The organism is Pseudoalteromonas sp. 0802, from assembly GCF_013350085.1.
Taxonomy (GTDB): domain Bacteria; phylum Pseudomonadota; class Gammaproteobacteria; order Enterobacterales; family Alteromonadaceae; genus Pseudoalteromonas.
In genome coordinates this window covers 50,405-75,006 of sequence record NZ_JABVXE010000003.1, presented here as the reverse complement: position 1 = coordinate 75,006, position 24,602 = coordinate 50,405, and the positions used below count along the sequence as shown (strand labels likewise).

Genomic DNA, 24,602 nt, shown 5'->3' with positions numbered 1-24,602 from the left:
GATTAAACGACCAAACAAAAATCAGAATAAGGAATTAACTTGTTCAGGATTTACACCCGTATTTTAATCACCTTGCTACTTTTAGTTTTCCCGTTTCAAAAAGCATTTAGTCAGCAAAAAATTACGGTTGCACTTGGCAATACACTACCACCTTGGGTGATGGTTGAAGACAACACAGGCATTATTCCTGACTTACTTCGTGCAACACTCGGTGTTCACGGTTATCAAATACACTTTGTCTACGTTCCCTATGCAAGGCGGATCCCTTTGTATACAGAGAACTTAGTTGATGTTGTGTCTGATATTAATGAGAAAGTTATCGAAACCCATCAAATGAGCGGTTACTTTTCAGATATTGCTTACAGCTACGAGAACTTCGCTTTTAGTCTGGCCAAGCAAAACCTGCAGCTTAGCTCTATTGCACAATTAAAACACTTTAGTGTTCTTTCATGGCAAGGTGCAAAAGAATTACTCACACCAGAATATCAAGCGATGGCCAGAGAAAACCCACAATACGCAGAAACCTATGATCAGCTTGCACAAGTACAGCTTTTGTATCGAGAGCGCTACGAGGTGATCCAGATGGACGGTAAAATTTTTGATTATTATCGAGCGTTAATTAATATCAATGACGAAATTGATGTCTCTAAACCTGTGCAACGATTTGCGTTATTTGGCAAAAACCCCAGTGGCTTTTTATTTCGAGACGAAGCCTTAAGAGACCTGTTTAACGAGAACTTGCGTAAACTAAAATCAACTGAAGAATACACGCGGATAATCAATCGCTATACATCTAAGAGCCACTAAGTATCTAAAAACTAGCGCAACAGAAAATATTACAGGCTGATGCTAAAAACTACGTAGTAATTGCAAACTTTTAAATTCCACTCATTATATGTAAAGACACAAAAAACTATAAATCAATGAGTTAACAAGTTACACCAAATTGGTACAGCGATTGCTCTTACTAAGATGAATGTTTAACAAAGTAAGGAGATTATGATGAACAGCGATCGTTTAGAAGGCAATTGGAAAGAGCTTAAAGGTAAAGCACAACGTAAATGGGGTGACCTTACCGATGATGATTTAGATAAAATTGAAGGTAGCCGTAAAGAGCTGGTTGGTAAACTTCAGCAAAAATACGGTAAATCTAAGGAAGAAGCTGAGCGTGAAGTCAGCGACTTTGAAAAAAGCCATTAATTTGAGCAATCAATAAAGCCGCTAATTGCGGCTTTATTTATCAAGCAGGCTCATGCTTTGCTAAATCTACCTCAGCAACCGTTTGATTTTTACCTTGCGATTTAGCGCGGTAAAGCCGTTTATCGGCAATGTTCAAACAATGATCCACGCTCTCATCAGCAACGCGCACGTACAAGCCAATACTTAAGGTGACATTAAAACGATGCTGGCCGCTCGTAAATGGCTTATCAGCAAGCTTCTTATGGATTTTTTCAGCGACTTTTCTGGCTCTAAGCTCATACCCTGTAGGGATCACTATTAAAAACTCTTCGCCGCCCCAACGGGAAATAACATCGTCTTCTGTGCACACGTTCTTAAATACATCAGCAAAGAATATCAGCACCTCATCACCCACTTGATGACCGTAGGTGTCGTTGATTTGCTTAAAGTTATCAACATCCATCAGCAAGAATACAGCCCCTTCGCCAAAGCGCTTATCTTGCAAGCATTCAGTTGTGTAGCGACGGTTAGCGAGTTCTGTCATTGCGTCAGTGCGAGCAAGCTTTTGATTAAGCTTAAGTTGCTCCATTAACTGCAAACTGTATTTGTTACGGTAATATTCATAGAAGCCAGCCAAAATACATAAAATCGAGAAACACAGCATGACACGTGTAGGAAAGTAATGACTCGGATAACTGTAATAACCAAATTGATCGGTAAAATAGAAAAGCACCGAGATAATAATGGCAAGCAAGATAAGATCGAACGCTCCGCGCTTTAAACCACGAATAAAAAAGGTCACAGGAGATACGATAAACAGCCATAACGGCCCAGTGCCATTACTACCTCCTGAGACGATTAAAAAACACATCATCGAATAGAGGGCGTACAGCATAAGTACTGCGATGGTTTCGTCACGATTTTTAATAACGAAAGGTGAGGCAAACACAAAGCCGCCAATAATCAATAAATAGCTAAGGGCATGGTAACCATCTTGATAGCTGGTGATCGCCATTAAAAACGAGGTAATCGAACCAATAAATGCAAAAACACGTAAAAATCGTGCTTTATCTTTGTCACTTGCATTCACTGTATCAATCACAATTTCACCTTAGATTTCTTGATCAATCTCAACAATACCAATCCGCAATAATACTTAATCATTTTGAGGGATTAAACCTGTCGCTACCTGCGTTAAAAATTTCTGATTTAGAACAACTAAATAACGAAATTTTTGCCTTGTTATCAACGAGGTTTTATTGCCTCAAAATAGACCACTTTATTAAGCGAATTGGTATAACTTTAACACAAATATTTAAAATAGAAGGAATTTGCCAGTATTAAAACAATTAAAAAGAAAAAAGTATGATAAAAAATGAGCATAAAAAACGAGCCATTTGGGGCTCGTTTTTAATTTAAACAAAAGCTAATAACTAAAGGTTATTATTCTGGTTCATAGCCCAAATTAGGCGACAACCAACGCTCAGCGTCTGCAAGAGTCATGTTGGTACGCTTAGCGTAATCTTCAACCTGATCTTTTTGAATTTGCGCCACTGCATAGTACTTAGCTTCAGGGTGAGAGAAATACCAACCAGAAACCGCCGCCCCCGGCCACATTGCATATGAACTGGTTAGCTTCATGCCGATACGCTGTTCGGTATCAAGTAACTGCCAGATTTTCTTCTTCTCTGTATGTTCAGGACAAGCAGGATAACCTGGCGCTGGGCGAATACCTTGGTAGTTTTCACGAATAAGTTCATCGTTCGATAGATTTTCATCTACCGCATAGCCCCAATACTCTTTACGCACTTGCTCATGTAAGTACTCTGCAAATGCTTCTGCTAAACGGTCTGCAACGGCTTTAACCATGATCTTATTATAATCATCTTGCTTAGCATCGAAGGCATCGGCAAGGTCGTCTTCTTCAAGACCACCAGTAACCGCAAAAGCACCAAAGTAATCAGGAGTGCCTTTTGGCGCAATATAATCAGCTAAACAATAGTTAGCAAAGTCGGTTTTTTCAGTTTGCTGACGTAAATGACACGATGTAGTTAAAAGCGTTGTACGCGACTCATCGGTGTAAATCTCAATGTCATCTCCTACTCGGTTTGCAGGGAATAAACCAATGACACCTAAAGGTTGCAGCGCACCTGATTGCTCAAGCTCATCAAGCATTGCGTTGGCATCAGCGAATAAGCTTTTAGCCTGTTCACCTACAATTTCATCTTCAAGAATACGTGGGTACTTACCAGCGATTGACCACGTCATGAAATAAGGTGTCCAGTCGATGTACTGTCTTAACGTCGCAATCGAAACATCTTTAAACTCAGTCACACCCAGCTTTTTCGGCACAGGTGGCGTGTAGTTATCCCAATCGAGTTTTACTGCGTTGTCGCGAGCACGCTGTAAAGTAACGGGTTTTGAGCGTGGCTTTTTACGTGCTTGTTGTTCACGTACTTTTTCATACTCAGCCTTGGTTTTCTCTAAAAATGCCGGCTTTAACTCTTTCGACAATAAATTAGAAACCACACCCACAGCGCGGCTGGCGTTATTTACGTAAACCACACCTTTATCATACTGAGGCTCAATTTTAACCGCGGTATGCGCTTTAGAGGTTGTTGCACCACCAATCAGTAACGGTAATTCAAAACCACGACGAGTCATTTCTTTCGCAACATGTACCATTTCATCAAGTGATGGGGTAATCAGCCCTGATAAACCAATAATGTCGGCTTTTTCGTCTATGGCGGTTTGCAAGATTTTCTCTGCCGGCACCATCACACCAAGGTCGATAACCTCGTAGTTATTACATTGCAGTACCACGCCTACAATATTCTTACCAATGTCGTGTACGTCGCCCTTAACGGTTGCCATAACCACTTTACCATTGGTTGCGCCCTCTTCTTTTTCAGCTTCAATGAAAGGGTCAAGATAGGCAACGGCGCGCTTCATCACACGAGCTGACTTAACAACCTGAGGTAAGAACATTTTACCCGCACCGAATAAGTCACCTACTACGTTCATGCCGTCCATAAGCGGGCCTTCGATCACTTCGATAGGCTTAGCTTTGCTCTTGCGGCACTCTTCGGTATCTTCGTCGATGTACTCGGTAATGCCTTTTACTAACGCATGTTCAAGGCGCTTTTCGACAGGCCAAGTACGCCACTCTAAATCTTCTACTTTCTCTGCTTGCGCCATACCTGAGTATTTTGGTGCAAGTTCAACAAGTCGCTCACCAGCACCTGGGTCGGTATTGAGGATCACATCTTCTACAGCTTTGCGCAGCTCTTCGGGGATATCGTCGTAAACCGCTAACTGACCCGCATTAACAATGCCCATGTCCATACCCGCTTTAATCGCGTGGTATAAAAACACAGAGTGAATAGCTTCACGAACTGGGTTATTACCACGGAACGAGAACGACACATTCGATACACCGCCCGACACTTTACAGTGCGGTAAGCCTTGCTTAATTCGACGCGTACCTTCGATAAACTCAACAGCGTAGTTATCGTGCTCTTCAATGCCCGTTGCGACGGCAAAAATGTTCGGGTCAAAAATAATGTCTTCTGGCGGAAAGCCAATATCATCAACGAGTATTTTGTAACTACGCTGACAAATCTCGAACTTACGATCAGCAGTTTCAGCTTGCCCGGTTTCATCAAACGCCATTACAACCGCAGCAGCACCAAAGCGTTTAATTAACTTAGCTTGGCGGATGAACGGCTCTTCACCTTCTTTAAGTGAAATTGAGTTAACAATGGCCTTACCTTGAATACACTTTAAGCCTGCTTCAATCACGTCCCATTTAGATGAGTCGACCATGATAGGTACTTTTGAGATATCAGGCTCTGAGGCAATTAAGTTTAAAAACTTTACCATCGCCGCTTTCGAGTCCAACATGGCTTCATCCATGTTGATATCAATCACTTGCGCGCCATTTTCTACTTGTTCACGGGCAACATCGAGAGCGGTCTCGTAATCTTCTTCCATGATCAAGCGCTTAAACTTAGCCGAGCCTGTTACATTGGTACGCTCACCGACGTTAGTAAATACAGCAATTTGGTCAGTCATGTCGGTTTCCTAGTTTAAGTTACACGCTTCAAGGCCCGATAAGCGCATACGCACTTCAAGCTCAGGTAATTGGCGAGGTTTAACACCTTCAAGGCCTTTCGCAAACGCCTTAATATGAGCCGGTGTGGTGCCGCAACAACCACCTACAATATTGATAAAGCCAGACTTGCCCCAATCAATAATTTCTTGGGCCATTTCAGGAGCTTCTAAATCATATTCGCCAAACTCGTTCGGTAAACCTGCATTTGGATGCACCGAGGTAAAGGTTTCACAAACGCGCGATAACTCTTCAACATACTGGCGCAGTAAGTCAGGGCCAAGGGCGCAGTTAAGGCCGATTGATAGCGGTTTAATATGGCGAATTGAGTTATAAAATGCTTCTGTGGTTTGCCCTGATAAAGTACGGCCTGAGGCATCGGTAATGGTGCCTGAGATCATCACAGGTAAACTACGACCAGCTTGTTCAAATGCTTCTTCTACAGCAAACGAAGCCGCTTTTGCATTAAGGGTATCAAAGATGGTTTCTATTAAAATAAGGTCAGCACCACCTTCCATCAGTGCCAGTGTTGACTCAACATACGCCGCCACCAGCTTATCAAAGTTGATATTACGATAACCTGGGTCATTTACATCTGGTGAAATAGAACAGGTTTTTGACGTTGGCCCAAGTACACCGGCTACATAACGCGGTTTGCTAGGATCTTTTGCTTCAAGTTCATCACACACGCTGCGTGCAAGCTTCGCTGACTCGAGGTTGATTTCGCGGCTAAGGCTCGCCATATCGTAATCTTCCATCGAAATAGTCGTGGCATTAAAGGTATTCGTTTCGATGATATCAGCACCGGCTTCTAAATAAGCACGGTGAATATCAGCAATGACTTTTGGCTGAGTTAGGCTTAATAAATCGTTATTGCCTTTAATAAGTACATGCCAGTCTTTAAAGCGCTCACCGCGATAATCCTGTTCTTCTAACTTATATTCTTGGATCATGGTGCCCATCGCGCCATCGAGGATTAAAATTCGCTGTTTTAGCGCCTCGGTTAATTGTTCGCGTTTATTCACTGCATTACTCGGCATAGTTGTTAGTCCTTACATCTTGGCTAACTAAGTTAATATCATACGGTGTAGTTTGGTACACATAATAGTTTAACCAATTCGAAAACAATAAAAAGGCATGACTTTGCCACGTTTTCGACGGTTCGTTGTCTGGGTTATCGTCAGGGAAGTAATTTTCTGGCTTAGGTGCATCCGCTGATTTTTCTTGGTCGCGTAAATACTCCCCTTTTAAGGTATGAGCATCGTACTCTGGATGGCCAGTAATATACACTTGGCTACCTGATTTATTTTTAATTAAGTAGGCACCTACTCGCTCTGATCCGGCTAACACCACCAGCTCTTCGCAGGCATTGATCTTATCGATATCAATATGACCATAACGAGAATGTGGCACTAAAAAGGTATCATCAAAGCCACGCGTTAGCGCTGCGTGGTCAAAATAGCTTTTATGGGTAAATACGCCACTGAGTTTGTTTGGTTTCAGATCACGTTTAAGGCCATAGTGATGATAAAGCCCAGCATGGGCCGCCCAACACGAAAACAGCGTAGACGTCACATGCTGCTCTGCCCAATCTAAAATAACTTTTAGTTCGTCCCAGTAAGCAACTTCGTCATATTCTAAATGAGCAAGCGGCGCGCCCGTTATGATCATGGCATCGTAGTTATTATCTTTCACTTCTGAAAAATAACGATAAAACGTATCCATGTGCTGCTCAGAGTTACTACTGGTGCGATGGGTATCTAAGCGCAACAGCTCAACATTAACTTGCAGCGGTGAGTTTGCTAACAAGCGAATAAACTGCACTTCGGTTTCAACTTTGTTTGGCATTAAGTTTAAGATGGCCAAACGCATTGGGCGGATTTCTTGCGTTTTAGCACGACTTTTTGGCATTACAAACACGTTTTCTTGACGTAACTTTGCAATGGCAGGCAATTCATCTTTTACTGTAATGGGCATAGCTGGCTCCGAGCATACTTATCTGACTGCTAATTATGAACGGATAGTTAGAAATTTCAACCTCTAGATGTTTAGATGTCCAAATGAAATGATATTTCTGAGTGGTCATTAATTAAAATGTATGACTCTTTGAGTAAATAACACCTTGATATTAAGCCTATCATAAACGCTGAATTCTGTATTTTGAGGTGGTTTGGGTATACAATATACGCTGTTAATTTTTCTTATAAATTGAAGGCTCCTTTCATGGTGTTACCAGATAAGTTTATATTCTCGATGAGTCGAGTTTCTAAGGTTGTGCCACCTAAGCGCACTATCTTAAAAGATATTTCTTTACACTTTTTCCCAGGCGCAAAAATTGGTGTGCTAGGTCTAAACGGTGCAGGTAAATCAACGTTACTTCGCATTATGGCTGGTGTTGACCAAGACTTTGAAGGTGAAGCTCGCCCTCAACCAGGCACTAAAATCGGTTACTTACCGCAAGAACCTGTACTAGACGAAAGCAAAACAGTTCGCGAAACAGTAGAAGAAGCAGTTAGCGAAGTTAAAAATGCACTAAACCGCCTTGATGAAGTATACAACGAGTATGCAATGGACGGTGCTGACTTCGATGCGCTTGCGAAAGAGCAAGGCGAATTAGAAGCTATCATCCAAGCACACGATGGTCACAATATCGACAACGTGTTAGAGCGTGCAGCTGATGCATTACGCCTTCCACCTTGGGATGCAAAAATTGAACACCTTTCGGGTGGTGAGCGTCGCCGTGTTGCGATCTGTCGTTTACTACTTGAAAAACCAGATATGCTTATTCTTGACGAACCTACCAACCACTTAGACGCTGAGTCAGTTGCTTGGTTAGAGCGCTTCTTACACGACTACGAAGGTACCGTGGTTGCTGTAACCCACGACCGTTACTTCTTAGATAACGTAGCAGGTTGGATTTTAGAGCTTGACCGTGGTGAAGGTATTCCTTGGGAAGGTAACTACTCATCGTGGCTTGAGCAAAAAGATTTACGTTTACAACAAGAACAGAAATCTGAAAAAGCACGTCAAAAATCAATCGCACAAGAACTTGAATGGGTACGTTCAAACCCGAAAGGCCGTCAAGCTAAGTCTAAAGCACGTATGGCACAGTTCTCTGAGCTTCAGCAAAACGATTATCAAAAGCGTAACGAAACAAATGAACTATTCATTCCACCGGGTCCACGCTTAGGTGACCAAGTTATCGAAGTGAAAGGCCTGAAGAAGAGCTTTGGCGACCGTGTATTAATCGATGACTTAAACTTTGCAATGCCGAAAGGCGCTATCGTAGGTATTATCGGCGCCAATGGTGCGGGTAAATCAACGCTATTCAAAATGTTAAGTGGTGAAGAAACGCCTGATAGCGGTGAGATCATTGTTGGTGACACAGTTGAGCTTGCAACGGTTGATCAGTTCCGTGGCAACATGGACGAAAGCAACACTGTTTTCCAAGAAATCTCTAACGGCCAAGACGTATTAAAAATTGGTAACTTTGAATTCCCAAGCCGTGCCTATGTTGGCCGCTTTAACTTCAAAGGTAACGACCAACAAAAATTCGTTAAAGACCTATCAGGTGGTGAGCGCAACCGTTTACACCTAGCTAAGTTACTAAAAGCAGGTGGCAACGTATTACTACTGGATGAGCCAACCAATGACCTAGACGTTGAAACACTACGTGCACTCGAGAACGCTATTTTAGAGTTCCCTGGCTGTGTAATGTGTATCTCGCATGACCGTTGGTTCCTTGACCGTATTGCTACACATATTCTTGATTACCGTGACGAAGGCCAAATTAACTTCTTCGATGGTAACTACACAGAATACGAAGAGTGGTTGAAGAAAACCTTAGGCGCCGAAGCAGCACAACCTAAGCGTATCAAATACAAAAAAATTGGCTAATTAGCTGATACTCAAAAAGCCCCTACTTAGGGGCTTTTTTGTTGCAGTAAGCTTTACTATCACTCACTCCATTATGATCTATACTTATTAGATCACTAAAGTTGGAGATACAGCTATGAATGAACGCAGAGAGTTTTCGCGGGTATTATTTTCTTGCCCTGCGATACTTCGCATTGAAGGTAACGACTATCACTGTCAGTTACTTGATCTATCTTTGCAAGGTGCGCTTATTACTAAAAGTGATTCATTTTTAGTGCCTATTCATAGTAAAGCTGACTTAATCTTTACCCTGCCAGAGTCATCAATCGAGATTAAAATGCAAGTGGAGCTGTGCCATGTTGAGCATCAGCATGCAGGCCTTCGCTGCGAACATATCGATATTGATAGTATTACTCACTTAAAACGGTTGATTGAGCTCAATCTGGGTGATGAAGCATTATTACATCGCGAATTAGCTCATTTAATTCACGCACCAGAGTAAACTTTTGTCGGTAGATTCGTTATGCTGTAGCAAATTCAGCTATTCAATGAGCTATGCAGTTAAATCCCCACTTACCCTTGGTGTATCACCCAAATTTCTCGTTTAGTTTCGATCCTAACCATCGCTTTGTGATGAGTAAGTTTGCTTATTTATATGAGCATGTACAAAACCTTGGATTAATAAATGACAACCTAACTCAACCGATGCTTGGCAGCCCTGAGCCCCTTGAATTAGTGCACTGCGAAAACTATATCCACGACCTTTGGCACAACCGCTTAGATGAAAAAGCGATGCGCCGTATTGGCTTACCTTGGTCAAAAGAGCTGATGGCACGTACCTTTACTGCGCCTCTAGGCACCTTACAAACAGCACGTTTAGCACTTAAACATGGCATTGCTTGTCACTTAGCGGGTGGCACTCACCATGCCCATACTGATTTTGGCTCAGGCTATTGCATGGTAAACGACCTCGCTTTTACCAGCGAAACCCTGATAAAAAGTGGTGAAGTAACCAATATACTGATTTTTGATTTAGATGTTCATCAAGGTGATGGTACCGCAGCAATGCTAGCGCATCAGCCCTATGCTTATACCTGCTCTATTCACTGTGAAAAGAATTTTCCGTTTCGAAAGTCAGCCAGCGATTTAGACATAGGTTTAGCACCGAATGTCGCTGATAGTGAATACCTAGGCGTTGTTGACGATACGCTGAGTTATTTATTAAACACCCTAAACCCAGATTTAGTGCTTTATGATGCAGGTGTAGATGTATGGCAGCAAGATGGCTTAGGAAAACTTGATATAAGCTGGCAAGGGATAGCGCAACGCGACCATTTAGTTCTCAAACGTTGCCTTGAGCACAATGTACCTGTCGCAACAGTAATTGGTGGTGGTTATGATAAAGACCATCGCCGTTTAGCGGCTCGCCATGGCATTGTGGTAGAGCAAGCTGCTCGATTTTAAAAACGAAAAAGAAAAAAGGCCCGGTGGAGAAAAAACCGGGCCTTTGCTACTGTAACATTGGGATATGTTAGCAACTTTTTTCTAAGTTAAAACAAGTAGCTGTGGAGCTACCGAATGGTAATCTAAAGCCATCGCTATGCTCAAAACCGTGATGTTTACAATTGAAAAAGCAAACACTTGGCGCGCCCAGCCGCTTACGTCAATATTGCGACGATAGCCACGAAGCGCCATTAGCAACCACCAAAAACTCGTTGTACAGGCTACAGCCATAAAGGCTAAACCTGTATAACCACTAATGGTTAATAACATCACAACCAACGCATACACGGCGATATATAAAACAATGTGATGCTTTGCCTTCTCGATCCCCTGCGCTACTGGTAACACGGGAATTCTGGCCGCTTGGTAGTCGTTATAACGAAAGATTGCAATTGCATATGAATGAGGCATTTGCCATAGACTAAACATAACCAATAAAATCACAGCACCAGCATCAAACTGCCCAGTTACGGCACAATAACCCACTACAGGTGGTACTGCGCCAGATAAACTTCCTACAAAGGTGCCGTACACAGAACGACGTTTCATATATAAGCTGTACACACCTACGTAGATGACGTAACCAAAAGTAGCAAATAAGAGTGCCACTACGTTGGTATACACAGCTAATAACCCGAAACCAATAACACCAAGCACGATGCCATGTGCCATAGCCGCCTTTGCTGACATTTCGCCAGTCACTGTGACGCGTTTGCGAGTGCGCGCCATAGCAACATCAATATCACGATCAATTACGTTATTGATCGCGCATCCTGATGCCACTACTAAAGATAACCCTAGTAAGGTTGCGATCATTAACCATGGGTCAATATCACCGCGAGAGGCTAGCAAGAATCCCCCCGCGACAGAGATCAAATTGCCCATGATAATGCCAGGTTTAGTGACATTTAAATAACGTCGAAACACTTCCTCGACTCCTCTAATTTTCAGCACAAACGCAATATTACGAAAGAAACTAGTTAGTAACAGACTGTGAGAACTGGAGACACAACCTCAGACTAACCAGCTCCTCTCGTAAATCTTTTACCAATTACCAAGTAATTGTTATTAGTACATCATCATGGCGTTCGATTCGTAGATGATCCACACCGACAAACCAACCACCATTACAATGATTAAAGCACTAAAGATAAACGACAATGAACTTGCCTTGCCGTCTTCAGTTTTGAAGTTTAGGTGTAAGAAATATTTCAAATGCACCCAAATTTGCACAATCGCCATGCTCACGATGCACCATGCAGTGGTCGTTTTAGAAAACGAACCACTCATCACTGCCCAAAATGGAATAGCCGTTAAAACCACTGACAATACAAAACCAATTAAATAGTCTTTAACGCTGCCATGTGATTGTTCATTTTGTGCATGAACTTCTAAGTTATTCATTACATGTGATTCACTGTGGCTCATTACATTGCTCCCATTAAATAAACAACGGTAAATACACAGATCCACACCACATCTAAGAAGTGCCAGAATAGGCTTAAACAACTTAGGCGTGTCACTGTTTGTGGGTTTAAACCACGGCGCACAACTTCAATCATCAGGACAGTCATCCAAATAAGACCAGCTGTTACGTGAAGACCATGTAAGCCCACCAAAGAGAAGAACGATGTTAAAAAGGCACTTTGCTGAGGGCCATTACCGTGCGCAATTAGGTGATGGAATTCGTAAACTTCCATACCAATAAACACTGCACCAAAGGCAAAGGTAACCAGCAACCAAGTTAATGTAGCCGCCTTTTTCTGCCCGTGAGCAGAAATCATCGCAAAACCAAAAGTGATACTACTAAGTAGTAGAGCTGCGGTTTCAACCGCAACAAAATCAAGTTCAAAAATATCTTTACCCGACACACCGCCTGCAGTGTTCATGAACAATACTGCGTAGGTTGCAAAGAATGATGCAAACAACAGGCAGTCGGTCATAAGGTATAGCCAGAAACCAAATACGGTGTTACCACCTGTATCGTGGTGCTCATGGTCATGTGCATCGACATGACCGTGTGCGCCGTTTAAGGTGTCGAGTCCTGCAGAAATGGTACTCATGCATTCACCTCCTTCGTAGCGGCTGTATTGTGAGCCGTTTCTAGTTCAACAATTTCATCTGGTTGCACGTAGTAATCAACATCGCTGGTATAACAACGCTTGATGAACACCACGATAGCACCCAGTAAACCAAAGGCTGCAAGCCACCAAATGTGCCAGATCATGGCAAAACAGAAGGTTGTTAAAGCTGCGCTCATTAATACACCTGCCGATGTATTTTTTGGCATATGAATTGGGCTATAAGAGGCTTCTTGCTTGTAAGCTAAGCCTTTCTCTTTCATGTCTGTCCACGCATCAATGTCATCAACATGAGGGATTTTCGCAAAGTTGTAGTACTGCGGAGGTGAAGCCGATGCCCACTCAAGAGTATGACCATTCCACGGATCGCCCGTTGTATCATCAAGTTGCTCGCGGTTTTTGAAGCTCACTACAAGTTGCACAACTTGGAACAAGATACCGAACATAATGATCACCGCACCGCCAGCTGCAATGTATAACCAAATGTTCCAATCAGGGTTGTTTGTGTGGTTTAAGCGACGTGTCATACCTAAGAAACCAAGTACGTATAACGGCATAAATGCCACGAAGAAACCAATTAACCAGCACCAGAAAGATCGTCTGCCCCAGCTCTCGTCAAGTTTGAAGCCCATTGCTTTAGGGAACCAAAACGCAAAACCAGCTAAATAACCAAATACCGCACCACCAATAATAGTGTTATGGAAGTGAGCGATTAAAAATAAGCTGTTATGTAATACGTAGTCAGCACCAGGAATAGCAAGTAACACGCCGGTCATACCACCGATAGTGAACGTCACCATAAAACCTAAAGTCCAAAGGACAGGCACAGTAATACGTAAACGACCACGATACATAGTGAATAACCAGTTAAACAACTTAACCCCGGTCGGTACCGCGATAACCATGGTCATAACACCAAAGAAGGCATTAACGTTAGCGCTTGAGCCCATAGTAAAGAAGTGGTGAAGCCAAACGATGAAACCTAAAATTGAAATTGCACCACTTGCGTAAACCATCGACTTATAACCAAACAGGCGTTTACCAGCAAACGTTGAGATAACTTCTGAGAAAATACCAAACGCAGGTAAGATCAGAATGTAAACTTCAGGGTGACCCCATGCCCAGAATAAGTTGATGTACATCATCGCGTTACCACCTAATTCATTCGTGAAGAAGTGGAAATCAAGATAACGATCAAGCGTTAACATAGCCAGTACAGCAGTTAAAATTGGGAACGATGCTGCAATTAAGATATTTGCCCACGTACATGCCCAAGTAAAAATAGGCATTTTCATTAATGTCATGCCTGGTGCACGCATTTTAAATACAGTCGCTAAGAAGTTTACCGATGTTAATAAGGTACCCAAGCCGGATATCTGCAAGGCCCATATATAATAGTCGACCCCGACACCTGGACTGAATGACAACTCTGACAACGGTGGATATGCCACCCAACCCGTTTTCGCAAACTCACCAAAGAATAATGAGATATTGATTAGGATTGCGCCGCCAGCAGTTAACCAAAAGCTAAGGTTATTTAAGAATGGGAATGCAACATCACGGGCACCAATTTGTAGCGGTAAGATGATGTTCATTAAACCAATCATAAACGGCATCGCCATAAAGATGATCATGATCACCCCGTGTGCCGTAAAGATTTGGTCATAGTGCTCTGGTGGTAAGTAACCACTTGCACCGCCGGTAGCCATTGCTAATTGCAGTCGCATCATAATGGCATCCGCGAAACCACGGAAAAGCATGATAAGCGCAAGAATGATGTACATGACACCTAAACGCTTATGGTCAATTGAGGTGATCCAGTCGTGCCAAATCACGCCCCACTTTTTATATTTTGTTACTAAGCCTGCCACTAACAGACCTAAGACAGCAACAACCGTCATGGTAACCATGATAATTGGTTCATGAAACGGGATTGCGTCTAATGTTAATTTACCTAACAACGACATGATTATTCCTCGTCCTCGCTGTGCTTCTTATGAGCTAAGTGCTCTGGCATAGCGTGTTGCATTGCACCGTGAGAGCCATGCGCTTGCATATATTTCATTACGATTGAATGGAACATATCTTTATCTACGCTGGCATAGTATTTAACTGGGTCGTATTCACTTGGTTTTGCAAGTTCAACATAGCTTTGCTTAGTCAATGCAGAACCGGTATTTTTTACTTTGTTTACCCAAGCATCGAAATCAGCTTCTGTGGCTGTTGCAATGGCATCGAACTTCATACCAGTGAAACCTGCACCACTGTAGTTAGCAGAAAAGCCTTTAAAAGTACCCGGCTCATCAGCGATTAAGTGAAGCTTTGTTTCCATACCGGCCATTGAGTAAATTTGGCTACCAAGCTGTGGAATGAAAAACGAGTTCATGGTGCTTTCTGAGGTGATCTTGTACTGCACTGGCACATTGGCAGGAAAAACAAGCTCATTCACTGTGGCGATGCCTTGCTCTGGATAAATGAATAGCCATTTCCAGTTCAAAGAAACAACCTCAACAGTAAGATGCTTACCTTTACCCTCAAGTGGTTTATATGGGTCAAGTTGTTGCGTTGACTGCCATGTGATCACACCTAAAATCGCAACGATGATGATAGGAATGGTCCAAACTACAGCTTCAATCTTATTAGAGTGCGCCCACTTTGGAGCGTAAATTTCTTGATCTCGTCCATCACGGTATTTCCATGCAAAATAAATTGTCATGGCAATAACTGGAATCACAACAATCAGCATTAACACCGTAGCTACGATAATTAAATACTTCTCGTCGACACCAATTTGACCTTTTGGATCGAGTACCCCGCCTTTACAGCCAGACAAAGCCAGCACTAAAGACGCTAGAGCAATATTACAAAGGTTTCGAATTGACAAAGGAATATCCTACAACCTAAAAGTTAACACTTGTCGAAATAAGAACACGACGCTTTTCTGCAACAGATGCTACAGATATCCCTCGGCTGAATAACGAGCACGACAAAAAGGCACGCTAAAAAGAGAGGGATTTTAGGTTGGCTGACTGAAATTTGGGCGTAAAAAGCCCACTAGGTGCTTAGTAAAGACAACTTAGTAAACGACTAAAATGGCTGAACTTAAGCAACAAAGCTTATTTACAGACAACCACTTACACGAGGAGGAGCACGACAGCCATGAGCGCTGTGTACTACTAAAGACTTTATCGTTTCACGCGCAGCGAAGGCCGCTTTACGTAAAATGACACCTGCACGACGCGCAGGGAAGAAATGGAAGACCAACCAGCATAAACCAATAAGTAATTGGCAAGACACCACAGGGTAAGCTAAAAAACTCAACACATTAAGCAACGGTGTTTCGTATAAAGCACCTTCGCTTAATAAGTTTCTTAGCCCTTGAGCATCTTCTAATGTACCGTTGATTAGCATCGCTGAATTAATCAGCAACAAGGCTAAAACTGACATTAGCTCTTTACCAGCAAAAAGCGCACGCGCAGCCAATTGCAATCTAGCTAAGCTAGACTGTTTGACACCTTGTGACTGATTAATTGCTCGCAAAACTCACGCCTTTTTATCGCTTTTACTGCATTAGAGGTAAGTGGCTTACCCTATTTTTTAATGCGGTAACATGATCTTCATCAATAAAGTTTCAGTAATTACTGAAATTTCGATGTGGAGTATAACAAAGTCAACAGACGGTACAAGTAGAATTTAACAGCACACGGTTAAGTATTATTTAGCCATTTGATAACAAACTGTAAAAAAACCAAATCATTAAAGCTAAGTAATTAAAAGTAATACTGTATTTTATATAGCGAAAAGCAATGAAGAAAAAGAAAATAGCATAAAAATAGCGATTTAAAGCATACTTAGTCAGTAGCAATCGAAGATTTAATACTGAACAAGGATTAGCCAAACCATTAAAAATATAATATTCTAAAGAATACCAAAATAAAGAATAAAAGAGATAATTATGCGTCAATATGCACTTGCCACAGCCCTTTTAGTATTAAGTAACACGACATTTGCAAGTACGATTGAAGACACAGCTGTAGCAGGCTTAGATAAACCTGCGATTTACTACGCCGATATAGAGCCCCACCTAAAAAACGCAGCAAAACACCCAAGCGTTACACTAAAACAAATCGGCACCTCTTTCCAAGGACAGGCACTTAACTCTCTTAAAATCGGCACAGGCCCAATCAAAGTGATGATGTGGAGCCAAATGCACGGCGACGAAAACACAGCTACTGCCGCACTAATGGATTTTTTAAGCTTTATAACTGCCGATGAAAACGCACAATGGCTAGAAAAATGGCAACAGAAAATAACCCTTCTCATTATCCCTATGGTGAACCCGGATGGCGCTGCTGTTCAAACCCGCCATAATGCACAAGGTATTGATTTAAATCGTGATGCAAAAGCTCTTCGCACAAAAGAAGGGCAAATACTCATGGCTGCGGCAGATGCATTCAAACCTGACTTTGGCTTTAACTTACATGATCAGAATGCCTATTACGGTGCAGGTAAAATGGGAAAACAAGCCACCATTTCAGTGCTAGCACCCGCCTATAATGAAGCAAGAGAAGTAAATAAAAGTCGTGGTGAGGCTATGCAGTTTATTGCCCACTTAGCCAAAACGGTTGAAACCATGATCCCGGGGCACTTAGGCAAGTACAACGACAGTTACTCTTACCGTAGTTTTGGAGATACTTTTTCGGAAAAAGGTATCCGAACTATATTAATTGAATCAGGCGCTTACCCAAACGACCCAAATCGCCAAATAGCACGTAAGGTTAACCGTGTTTTATATAAAAAGGCTATTGATTCAATAACTTCACAGGAATGGAAAAGCGCTAAAATGGCCCAGTACCACGCTATTCCATTTAATACTAAAGACAATTGGGTAGACTTACTAATAGACGATGTAACAGTAAAGAGTGAACTTGGTGATTACCAGATAGATATTGCAATAAACAACAAAGGACAGTCACCCATTATTAAAGAGTTGGGGGATATAAGCAGTATCCGCCAAGGTTACACCAGTTTAGATGCAAGCAGCCTGAACTTTAAGGTAGGTAACAGCTTTGTTTTAAATGAGTCGTTAACGCTTACCGTAAATAAATATAAAGAGCTTTTAATACAAGGATATAGTTGCTTTTCTGGCGATATTAATATGCTAGAAAACGCCACAAATTGGCCAGTTTACGCATGCAAAAGTGTATTTACATCAATACCTTCACTTCATGCACCTGCCGCCTTTTTCTTACAAGCAAATGGCAAAAATAAGTACGCAGTTTTAGGAGCTGAGCTAATTAATTTAGATTAAACACGATTTAAAAAGACAGGCACTGTTAAAAGTGCCTGTTAAATCTCCAAATACCTTAAATTTGTTACCTAAAATAATCTTTGTGTAGGCAAACTATCCTATTAGCTTAATTTAACAATAAAAACTAAGATAAAAGATTTGGCTTTATGAGAATTAAAAGCATAAGTTAGCTGCAAGCGTTTGCAAAAAATAAAAGTCGAGAGAAAATTAAGATTAACTAGCAAGTAATAACTTACAGCTTGCTAGGTTACTTCGTCGCTTACGAGCAGTTTTACTGCAATAACTTTCGATAGCCCCCACTCGACCTGCAGCTCCACGAAATAAGTTTTCAAATTGAGTTGTTAGTGTTAACCAGTTTTCAGCTTCGAAATTTAGCCTTTCAAGAATAGGAGGTAAATGATGCTCTATATATCCCGGCTTATCCGCGCTGATACAACGCCCAGTTTGCTCTACCAGTAACAAGTATGACTTTAACTCAAAAGGTATACCCTTTGATTTATACTTACTCATGCCACCAACAAAACGAGCTAGTAACTTAGGTTGTTTTGAATCCTTTACACTTTGGCATCGCTTTTTAAAGCTAGTATAGTCCGATTGCTCCGGCGTGCTCGCGACCTTTGCACGAACAGGGTTTAAATCAACATAGGCCATACATGCTAATAGAGCAGGTTCATCAAGGAGTGCTTGGCTTTTAAAACGCCCTTCCCAAAAGTGGCCTGTACACTCGTCTTCTTTATTTGCCCGTCTGGCTAAATATTCATTTAGCATTCGCATGAACCAACTAATACTCGAAAGGCGCGCTCTGTATTCTGCAACCTCTTTATTTAAGAAGACTTGTTGGCCGTCACTTAAAGGCTGACCATGAAGAAATTTTTGACCTAAAGGCGTTGCTTTACTGAGCTTAAACCAACGCAAAAGAATGGCCTTATCAGATAACCTATTTGCTTTTTTATCATCAACATAAAACACAACATGAGTATGGTTACTCATCACCGCATAAGCACACACATCAATGCAAAATACCTTTGCAAGAAAAAGTAGTCGCTTCTCAACCCACCCTCTGCGGTGTTCATATGATTTACCAGTGAGTACATCTTTCCCACAAAGGTAAGCGCGTCTAACGCAACGGGATACGCAGTGATAATACTTGGTGTTCGAAAGCAGATTTGCCGCTTCCTTGCTAAAGCCATCGTGCACTCCTTGAACTGATAATTTGAAATGCATTAGCTGTAACTAAAGTGTAGACAAAATCCGTTTTGCCGCAAGATAAAGTTAACAGATAAAAGTGACTGTCCATTTAAAAACTTTAGTTAAAGTGACTGTCCGTTTAAGTGAGTTTTACTTTTAACGTCGTATTTCTATGTTTCTGCATATATAAAATTTTCGAATATGCATAATTGCCTTTATTTTTGGGCCAATGATTTCCTGCTACTTTTAAGTAAAGAACCTAGTTTATAAGGTATAAAGTGAATACATTTAACTGCTTACTGATAATAGCTTTGCTTATATTTTCAAGTGTAGGGAATGCTGGGACAGGCGTCGCAATTGACCCAGATAAAGCGCAAGCCTACACACCCGCCCCTGAAAACTTAAAAGCTCGGGAACGTTTTCAAGATAATAAGTTTGGCATCTTTTTACATTGGGGGCTGTATAGCCAGCTTGGTGGTGTAGGAAGCCCATATGGAGCCGAGTGGATCATGGAAGACTTACGAATTTCAGGCCCTAAGTATCAGCGTTTAGCTGAATTTTTTAATCCAACAGGCTTCAATGCAGAGCAATGGGTTAAGGCGTTTAAAGAAGCTGGAGCAAAGTATATTGTTATTACTTCAAAACATCATGATGGGTTTGCTATGTACGACAGTAAAGTTTCTAACTTTGATATTGTCGATAGTACACCTTATAAAAAAGACCCTATAAAAGAGCTTGCTAATTCAGCTCATAAACATGGTTTACAACTTTTCTTTTACTACTCTCAGCTTGATTGGCATCACCCAGATTACTACCCATGGGGCCGAACAGGCCATTACACTAAGCGAGAAAAAAGTGGTGACTGGGAAAAATACCTGCAATTTCAAGATGCACAACTAAAAGAGCTTTTAACTCAATATGGGCCAATTGGTGGTATTTGGTTTGATGGTTGGTGGGATCAAGAAGACTCCCACAATTGGGATAACTGGCAACTACAACGCACTTATAAAATGATCCATGAATTACAACCAGCAACCTTAATCGTAAATAACCATCACAGATTTACTGTTCCGGGAGAGGATTATCAGGGCTTTGAACAACAGCTTCCTACTAACCAAGAACGGTTAGGTGAATTACCATTAGAAATGGCACAAACAATGAACGGTAGCTGGGGATTCAGTCTAACTGATGATAATTACAAAACGACTAAAGAGCTCGTACAAACATTAGTAAGTGCAGCAGGAAGAAACTCTAATTATTTACTAAATACCGGGCCTATGCCTAACGGCAAGATCCAACCTGAAAACCTAAAAACTTTTGCTGAGATTGGTCAGTGGCTTAAGGTGTTCGGTAAAAGTATATACGGTACTCGAGGCGGCCCTATTTCCCCACAAAGCTGGGGAGTTAGTACCCATAATGATGAGAGTATTTTTATTCATATTCTTAACTGGCAAGCAGATACATTAAGCATTGAGCTTGCAACTCCTATCAAGTTTGCAACTAATTTAAGAACCTCAGAACCGGTTAACTTTAAACAACTTGAAGGCGCAATTACTTTAGAAAGTTTGAAGTTTGATAATGACGAGTACGTTCAAGTCATCGAGTAAAAGTTAAAATGATCAACGTCTAAAAGCTGTCAAAAAACTAATTTTAAAATTAAAGATGACTGTCCACATAAAATATATTTAACAATGACTGGGCTTAAAAAGAGAGTGGTTGCCTCAGAAAATTTAACAGTGACTGTCCTTGTAAAATTTAGGTATTAAAAAAGCGCCTTTGGGCGCTTTTTCTGTGGTTAAAGAATTTGATTCTCTTTCCAAGCTTGTTCTTTTGCCATGCGCTTTTTACGCTTGTCACATGGGTCGTCGCAGTCGCAGGCTTTGTCGATACCAACAGCGCCTAGGCCACCACAACTACTGGCCATAGATTTCTTTTGCACAATCATGCCGACAGCCATCGCTGCCACAATTAAAATGAGTAGACCAAATGTAAGAAGAAAAAGTGACATTGCTTTGCCCCTATCGTCAGCAATTAAATCGAGCCCAACTAATTAGGCTGCATGTATTATATACCCAAACCACCTCAAGGTGCGAGTTTCAGTTGGAATTAAAAGCGATTTAGGCAAGGCATTGATTGCAAGCAATAGTGGTTCTATTGTTAAAATCAATAACGCAGTATAAATCGCTTTTAAACCAACCCTTTGGGCGCTTCATAGGCGCTTAGTCTCATAGTTGTTACTTCTTAAAAGGGACTGCCATTGTTGCAAAGTAACGCCTTGATATTAAAAACCTGTGAAACGCTGAATTCTGCATCTTAGATGGCTTGGGTATGCACTGCTTCTTGCCCTGCTACAAATATGGTTTAAATGCAGGGCTTGAATAAGTTACTAAGCCATTGTCTGACTTACCAATTAAATACACTGGCAAATCGTGCTCTTCGGCGTATTTCTGCGCCTTTTCCATGCCCATCACAGTTATTGCCGTCGCTAAGCCATCTGCAGTCATCGCTGATGGGTGTAAAACAGTAACTGATACCAAATCATGACGACTCGGCATACCTGTTACAGGATCAATTAAGTGGCTATAGGTAACACCATCCATTTCGTAAAAAATTCGGTAATCACCTGATGTCGCAATACCATTAGTACCCGGCTCAATTACTTTATGTACTTTACGCACGCCAGGCTCAGCATCAGGCTGTTCAATTGCAATTTTCCAGGTGATGTTGTTTGGCTTAATACCCGATACACGCAGCTCACCGCCAATCTCAACCATATAATTAGTGAAACCATGGCTTTCAATCACTTCTGCGACTTTATCAATACCATAGCCTTTTGCTGTAGCAGAAAACGACAGCTCTAAACCATCAATTGTTTTCATCAGACCCGCATCTGTAAGTTCAAGCTTATCAACACCAATTTTGGCAACCATTGCAGCCAAAGCTTCATCGCTTGGGCGTTTAGTCGGCTTTTTATCTGGACCAAAGCCCCACAAGTCAATAAGTGGCCCCATGGTCACATCTAACGTTTTTGTTGATTCGCCAAGGCGAATTGATTCAGCTACCACGTTTCTAAAATCAGCGCTTATTGGCATTACTTGCCCTGCTGGTAACTGGTTGAACTGGTTAATTTCTGAATCGGGAATGTAAGTCGACATAGATTGATTTACATCTTTAAGCACTTGCTTAATTTCAGGATGTAAATCAACACCTGCAACCTTTGAAGACTCTGCAAACACCTTAATATGATAAGTGGTGCCCATTGTCTTACCTTCAAAATAAAGCTCTTCAGCCTTATCAGCTTGGCTGCAGCCAGCCATGAGTAAAGTCATAGTTAATAGAAAAAAGGCCATCAAGCCTTGGCGATAAAACACTCTATTCATAGCATTCACCTTGTAGATACCACGGAGTTCGGTATAGAAATAAAAAAGCCTCGTAACACTAAGTGCTACGAGGCCTGTATTCTAACCAAAACTAATTGTTTTGTGTATGGTGTTAGCCACCGAAGTCATCTAATAAGATGTTTTCGTCTTCTACACCAAGATCTTTAAGCATGTTGATAACAGCCGCGTTCATCATTGGAGGACCACACATGTAGAACTCACAATCTTCTGGCGCTTCATGATCTTTCAAGTAGTTTTCATAAAGTACGTTATGGATGAAGCCTGTGTAACCTTCCCAGTTATCTTCTGGTTGTGGATCAGACAGTGCTGTATGCCATACGAAGTTATCGTTTTCTGCTGCTAAGCCGTCGAAATCTTCTACGTAGAACATTTCACGCTTAGAACGCGCACCATACCAGAAGCTCATCTTACGCTTAGATTTTAAACGCTTAAGTTGGTCAAAGATATGTGAACGCATTGGTGCCATACCTGCACCACCACCTACGAATACCATTTCTGCATCAGTGTCTTTCGCGAAGAACTCACCGAATGGGCCAGAGATAGTTACTTTATCACCTTCTTTTAATGACCAAATGTACGAAGACATTTTACCACATGGAAGGCTTAGGTCTCTTGGCGGCGGCGTAGCGATACGCACGTTAAGCATGATGATGCCTTCTTCTTCTGGATAGTTAGCCATTGAGTATGCACGAATTGTTTCGTCGTCTACTTTAGACTCCAGATCGAAGAAACCGAAGTGGTTCCAGTCGCCACGATACTCTTCTGGAATATCGAAATCAGCGTATTTAACGTGGTGAGCTGGTGCTTCAATTTGAATATAACCACCGGCACGGAAAGGTACTGACTCACCATCAGGAATTTGTAACTTAAGTTCCTTGATGAACGTTGCCTTGTTATCGTTAGAGATAACAGTACAGTCCCACTTCTTAACACCGAAAATTGACTCTTCAAGTTCAATTTCCATGTCGTTCTTAACATTTACCTGACACGCTAAACGGCACCCTTCACGAGCTTCACCTTTAGAGATGTGATCAAGTTCTGTTGGTAAGATATCGCCGCCACCTTCTTTGATGTGTACACGACACTGACCACAAGAGCCACCGCCACCACATGCAGATGAAACGAAGATACCTGAATCAGCTAGCGCGCCTAATAGCTTGCTACCTGCAGATGTTTTAATAGCTTTTTCTGGGTCGCCATTAATTCCGATGATGATATCGCCGCTTGCTACTAATTTAGATTTAGCACCAATGATAACTAAAACTAAAATAACAACGATAGCGATGAAAACACCAACGCCTAAGAAAATCTCATTCATGATTTATCCTCGCTACCTATTAAAGTGAAATACCAGAGAATGACATAAAGCCAAGACCCATAAGACCAACAGTGATGAAAGTAATACCTAAACCACGTAAGCCATCAGGAACGTCTGAGTACTTCATTTTTTCACGGATACCAGCAAGTAAAGTAATTGCTAGTGCCCAGCCCACACCTGAACCGATACCATAAACAACAGACTCGCCGAAGTTATAGTTACGCTCAACCATGAAAGATACCGCACCGAAGATCGCACAGTTAACTGTGATCAGTGGTAAGAAGATACCTAACGCGTTGTAAAGTGCAGGGAAGAACTTATCTAATGCCATTTCAAGAATTTGTACAAGTGCTGCAATAACACCGATGAAAGTCAAGAAACGTAAGAAGCTAAGGTCTGCTTCTGGGTAGCCAAGCCACTCTAATGCACCAGGTGCAAGAACAGCGTGATAAACCAAGTTATTTACAGGTACTGAGATACCTAGTACCACGATAACTGCCACACCTAGGCCGATTGACGTTGTTACTTTCTTTGATACAGCAAGGAAAGTACACATACCTAGGAAGAAGGCTAAAGCTAAGTTTTCAATGAAAACTGCTTTTACAAATAAACTAATATAATGTTCCACTGCTCG

Annotated in this window: 21 protein-coding genes and 1 pseudogene; 7 read left to right on the top strand and 15 right to left on the bottom strand. The window is 41.6% G+C overall.

The genetic code is table 11. From position 1 onward, the window contains the following. Window positions 1-39: 39 nt before the first annotated feature. Together HUS61_RS07985 and HUS61_RS07980 are read left to right on the top strand one after the other, a co-directional pair. A complete protein-coding gene (locus HUS61_RS07985) occupies window positions 40-807 on the top strand; it encodes an ABC transporter substrate-binding protein (protein WP_055020661.1) in 768 nt (255 codons plus the stop codon). A gap of 195 nt (window positions 808-1,002) precedes the next feature. Then, complete coding sequence (locus HUS61_RS07980) at window positions 1,003-1,200, top strand: CsbD family protein (protein ID WP_054562286.1); 198 nt, start codon at window positions 1,003-1,005, stop codon at window positions 1,198-1,200. A gap of 40 nt (window positions 1,201-1,240) precedes the next feature. On the opposite strand, the gene HUS61_RS21790 is transcribed toward HUS61_RS07980, so the two are convergent. From HUS61_RS21790 to metA, 4 genes are all read right to left on the bottom strand, one after another. Then, window positions 1,241-2,281, bottom strand: a complete 1,041-nt coding sequence (locus HUS61_RS21790) for a GGDEF domain-containing protein (protein WP_175082302.1) — start codon at window positions 2,279-2,281, stop codon at window positions 1,241-1,243. A gap of 341 nt (window positions 2,282-2,622) precedes the next feature. After that, window positions 2,623-5,253, bottom strand: a complete 2,631-nt coding sequence (metH, locus tag HUS61_RS07970) for a methionine synthase (protein WP_175082301.1) — start codon at window positions 5,251-5,253, stop codon at window positions 2,623-2,625. A 9-nt stretch (window positions 5,254-5,262) separates the two neighbouring features. Beyond that, the gene (locus tag HUS61_RS07965) at window positions 5,263-6,330 is read right to left on the bottom strand and encodes a homocysteine S-methyltransferase family protein (protein WP_175082300.1); all 1,068 of its coding nucleotides are present in this window, start codon (window positions 6,328-6,330) and stop codon (window positions 5,263-5,265) included. Then, window positions 6,320-7,267, bottom strand: a complete 948-nt coding sequence (gene metA / locus HUS61_RS07960) for a homoserine O-succinyltransferase (RefSeq protein ID WP_062566720.1) — start codon at window positions 7,265-7,267, stop codon at window positions 6,320-6,322. The genes HUS61_RS07965 and metA overlap by 11 nt, the downstream gene beginning before the upstream one ends. 246 nt (window positions 7,268-7,513) lie before the next feature. Here metA and ettA point away from each other — a divergent pair, with 246 nt between their 5' ends. From ettA to HUS61_RS07945, 3 genes are all read left to right on the top strand, one after another. Beyond that, window positions 7,514-9,187, top strand: coding sequence for an energy-dependent translational throttle protein EttA (gene ettA / locus HUS61_RS07955; protein WP_175082299.1), 1,674 nt, complete (start codon window positions 7,514-7,516; stop codon window positions 9,185-9,187). 115 nt (window positions 9,188-9,302) lie between these two features. Continuing rightward, window positions 9,303-9,668: a PilZ domain-containing protein gene (locus HUS61_RS07950; protein ID WP_175080006.1), complete on the top strand. Its 366-nt coding sequence runs from the start codon at window positions 9,303-9,305 to the stop codon at window positions 9,666-9,668. Between the two features lie 53 nt (window positions 9,669-9,721). Then, a complete protein-coding gene (locus HUS61_RS07945; RefSeq protein ID WP_175082298.1) occupies window positions 9,722-10,630 on the top strand; it encodes a histone deacetylase in 909 nt (302 codons plus the stop codon). An 81-nt stretch (window positions 10,631-10,711) separates the two neighbouring features. On the opposite strand, the gene cyoE is transcribed toward HUS61_RS07945, so the two are convergent. From cyoE to HUS61_RS07915, 6 genes are all read right to left on the bottom strand, one after another. Continuing rightward, entirely contained in the window at window positions 10,712-11,596 is an 885-nt protein-coding gene (gene cyoE, locus HUS61_RS07940; protein ID WP_054554292.1) for a heme o synthase, read from the bottom strand. A 141-nt stretch (window positions 11,597-11,737) separates the two neighbouring features. Further along, complete coding sequence (cyoD, locus tag HUS61_RS07935; RefSeq protein WP_175080008.1) at window positions 11,738-12,097, bottom strand: cytochrome o ubiquinol oxidase subunit IV; 360 nt, start codon at window positions 12,095-12,097, stop codon at window positions 11,738-11,740. Then, window positions 12,097-12,732 carry a cytochrome o ubiquinol oxidase subunit III gene (gene cyoC, locus HUS61_RS07930; RefSeq protein ID WP_054562296.1) on the bottom strand — a complete coding sequence of 212 codons (636 nt, stop codon included), beginning with the start codon at window positions 12,730-12,732 and terminating at the stop codon, window positions 12,097-12,099. The genes cyoD and cyoC overlap by 1 nt, the downstream gene beginning before the upstream one ends. Then, on the bottom strand, window positions 12,729-14,717 hold the full coding sequence (gene cyoB / locus HUS61_RS07925) for a cytochrome o ubiquinol oxidase subunit I (RefSeq protein WP_054554289.1): 1,989 nt from the start codon (window positions 14,715-14,717) through the stop codon (window positions 12,729-12,731). Before cyoB ends, cyoC begins: the two co-directional genes overlap by 4 nt. 2 nt (window positions 14,718-14,719) lie before the next feature. After that, on the bottom strand, window positions 14,720-15,634 hold the full coding sequence (cyoA, locus tag HUS61_RS07920) for a ubiquinol oxidase subunit II (protein ID WP_175082297.1): 915 nt from the start codon (window positions 15,632-15,634) through the stop codon (window positions 14,720-14,722). 236 nt (window positions 15,635-15,870) lie between these two features. Beyond that, window positions 15,871-16,290 carry a hypothetical protein gene (locus tag HUS61_RS07915; protein WP_175080010.1) on the bottom strand — a complete coding sequence of 140 codons (420 nt, stop codon included), beginning with the start codon at window positions 16,288-16,290 and terminating at the stop codon, window positions 15,871-15,873. A gap of 415 nt (window positions 16,291-16,705) precedes the next feature. Here HUS61_RS07915 and HUS61_RS07910 point away from each other — a divergent pair, with 415 nt between their 5' ends. Next, window positions 16,706-18,061, top strand: a complete 1,356-nt coding sequence (locus HUS61_RS07910) for a M14 metallopeptidase family protein (protein ID WP_175082296.1) — start codon at window positions 16,706-16,708, stop codon at window positions 18,059-18,061. A gap of 213 nt (window positions 18,062-18,274) precedes the next feature. On the opposite strand, the pseudogene HUS61_RS07905 reads toward HUS61_RS07910, so the two are convergent. Next, window positions 18,275-19,251: pseudogene (locus HUS61_RS07905) on the bottom strand (transposase). Window positions 19,252-19,527: 276 nt separating this feature from the next. On the opposite strand from HUS61_RS07905, the gene HUS61_RS07900 reads away from it, so the two are divergent. Beyond that, window positions 19,528-20,856, top strand: a complete 1,329-nt coding sequence (locus HUS61_RS07900; RefSeq protein WP_220094657.1) for an alpha-L-fucosidase — start codon at window positions 19,528-19,530, stop codon at window positions 20,854-20,856. 188 nt (window positions 20,857-21,044) lie between these two features. On the opposite strand, the gene nqrM is transcribed toward HUS61_RS07900, so the two are convergent. From nqrM to nqrE, 4 genes are all read right to left on the bottom strand, one after another. Then, window positions 21,045-21,257: a (Na+)-NQR maturation NqrM gene (gene nqrM, locus HUS61_RS07895; RefSeq protein WP_036966498.1), complete on the bottom strand. Its 213-nt coding sequence runs from the start codon at window positions 21,255-21,257 to the stop codon at window positions 21,045-21,047. A 340-nt stretch (window positions 21,258-21,597) separates the two neighbouring features. Next, window positions 21,598-22,629 carry an FAD:protein FMN transferase gene (locus HUS61_RS07890; protein ID WP_175082295.1) on the bottom strand — a complete coding sequence of 344 codons (1,032 nt, stop codon included), beginning with the start codon at window positions 22,627-22,629 and terminating at the stop codon, window positions 21,598-21,600. 112 nt (window positions 22,630-22,741) lie between these two features. After that, window positions 22,742-23,968 (bottom strand): NADH:ubiquinone reductase (Na(+)-transporting) subunit F, encoded by a 1,227-nt coding sequence (nqrF, locus tag HUS61_RS07885; RefSeq protein ID WP_054562303.1) that lies wholly within the window; start codon window positions 23,966-23,968, stop codon window positions 22,742-22,744. A gap of 19 nt (window positions 23,969-23,987) precedes the next feature. Beyond that, on the bottom strand, window positions 23,988-24,596 hold the full coding sequence (gene nqrE / locus HUS61_RS07880; protein ID WP_016708692.1) for an NADH:ubiquinone reductase (Na(+)-transporting) subunit E: 609 nt from the start codon (window positions 24,594-24,596) through the stop codon (window positions 23,988-23,990). Window positions 24,597-24,602: the final 6 nt, after the last annotated feature.

Coding starts and splice junctions, on each gene's coding strand:
- HUS61_RS07980 (WP_054562286.1), top strand. CDS start 1,003: ATGAACAGCGATCGTTTAGAAGGCAATTGGAAAGAGCTTAAAGGTAAA.
- metH (WP_175082301.1), bottom strand. CDS start 5,253: ATGACTGACCAAATTGCTGTATTTACTAACGTCGGTGAGCGTACCAAT.
- HUS61_RS07965 (WP_175082300.1), bottom strand. CDS start 6,330: ATGCCGAGTAATGCAGTGAATAAACGCGAACAATTAACCGAGGCGCTA.
- metA (WP_062566720.1), bottom strand. CDS start 7,267: ATGCCCATTACAGTAAAAGATGAATTGCCTGCCATTGCAAAGTTACGT.
- ettA (WP_175082299.1), top strand. CDS start 7,514: ATGGTGTTACCAGATAAGTTTATATTCTCGATGAGTCGAGTTTCTAAG.
- HUS61_RS07950 (WP_175080006.1), top strand. CDS start 9,303: ATGAATGAACGCAGAGAGTTTTCGCGGGTATTATTTTCTTGCCCTGCG.
- HUS61_RS07945 (WP_175082298.1), top strand. CDS start 9,722: ATGCAGTTAAATCCCCACTTACCCTTGGTGTATCACCCAAATTTCTCG.
- cyoD (WP_175080008.1), bottom strand. CDS start 12,097: ATGAGCCACAGTGAATCACATGTAATGAATAACTTAGAAGTTCATGCA.
- cyoC (WP_054562296.1), bottom strand. CDS start 12,732: ATGAGTACCATTTCTGCAGGACTCGACACCTTAAACGGCGCACACGGT.
- cyoB (WP_054554289.1), bottom strand. CDS start 14,717: ATGTCGTTGTTAGGTAAATTAACATTAGACGCAATCCCGTTTCATGAA.
- HUS61_RS07910 (WP_175082296.1), top strand. CDS start 16,706: ATGCGTCAATATGCACTTGCCACAGCCCTTTTAGTATTAAGTAACACG.
- nqrM (WP_036966498.1), bottom strand. CDS start 21,257: ATGTCACTTTTTCTTCTTACATTTGGTCTACTCATTTTAATTGTGGCA.
- HUS61_RS07890 (WP_175082295.1), bottom strand. CDS start 22,629: ATGAATAGAGTGTTTTATCGCCAAGGCTTGATGGCCTTTTTTCTATTA.
- nqrF (WP_054562303.1), bottom strand. CDS start 23,968: ATGAATGAGATTTTCTTAGGCGTTGGTGTTTTCATCGCTATCGTTGTT.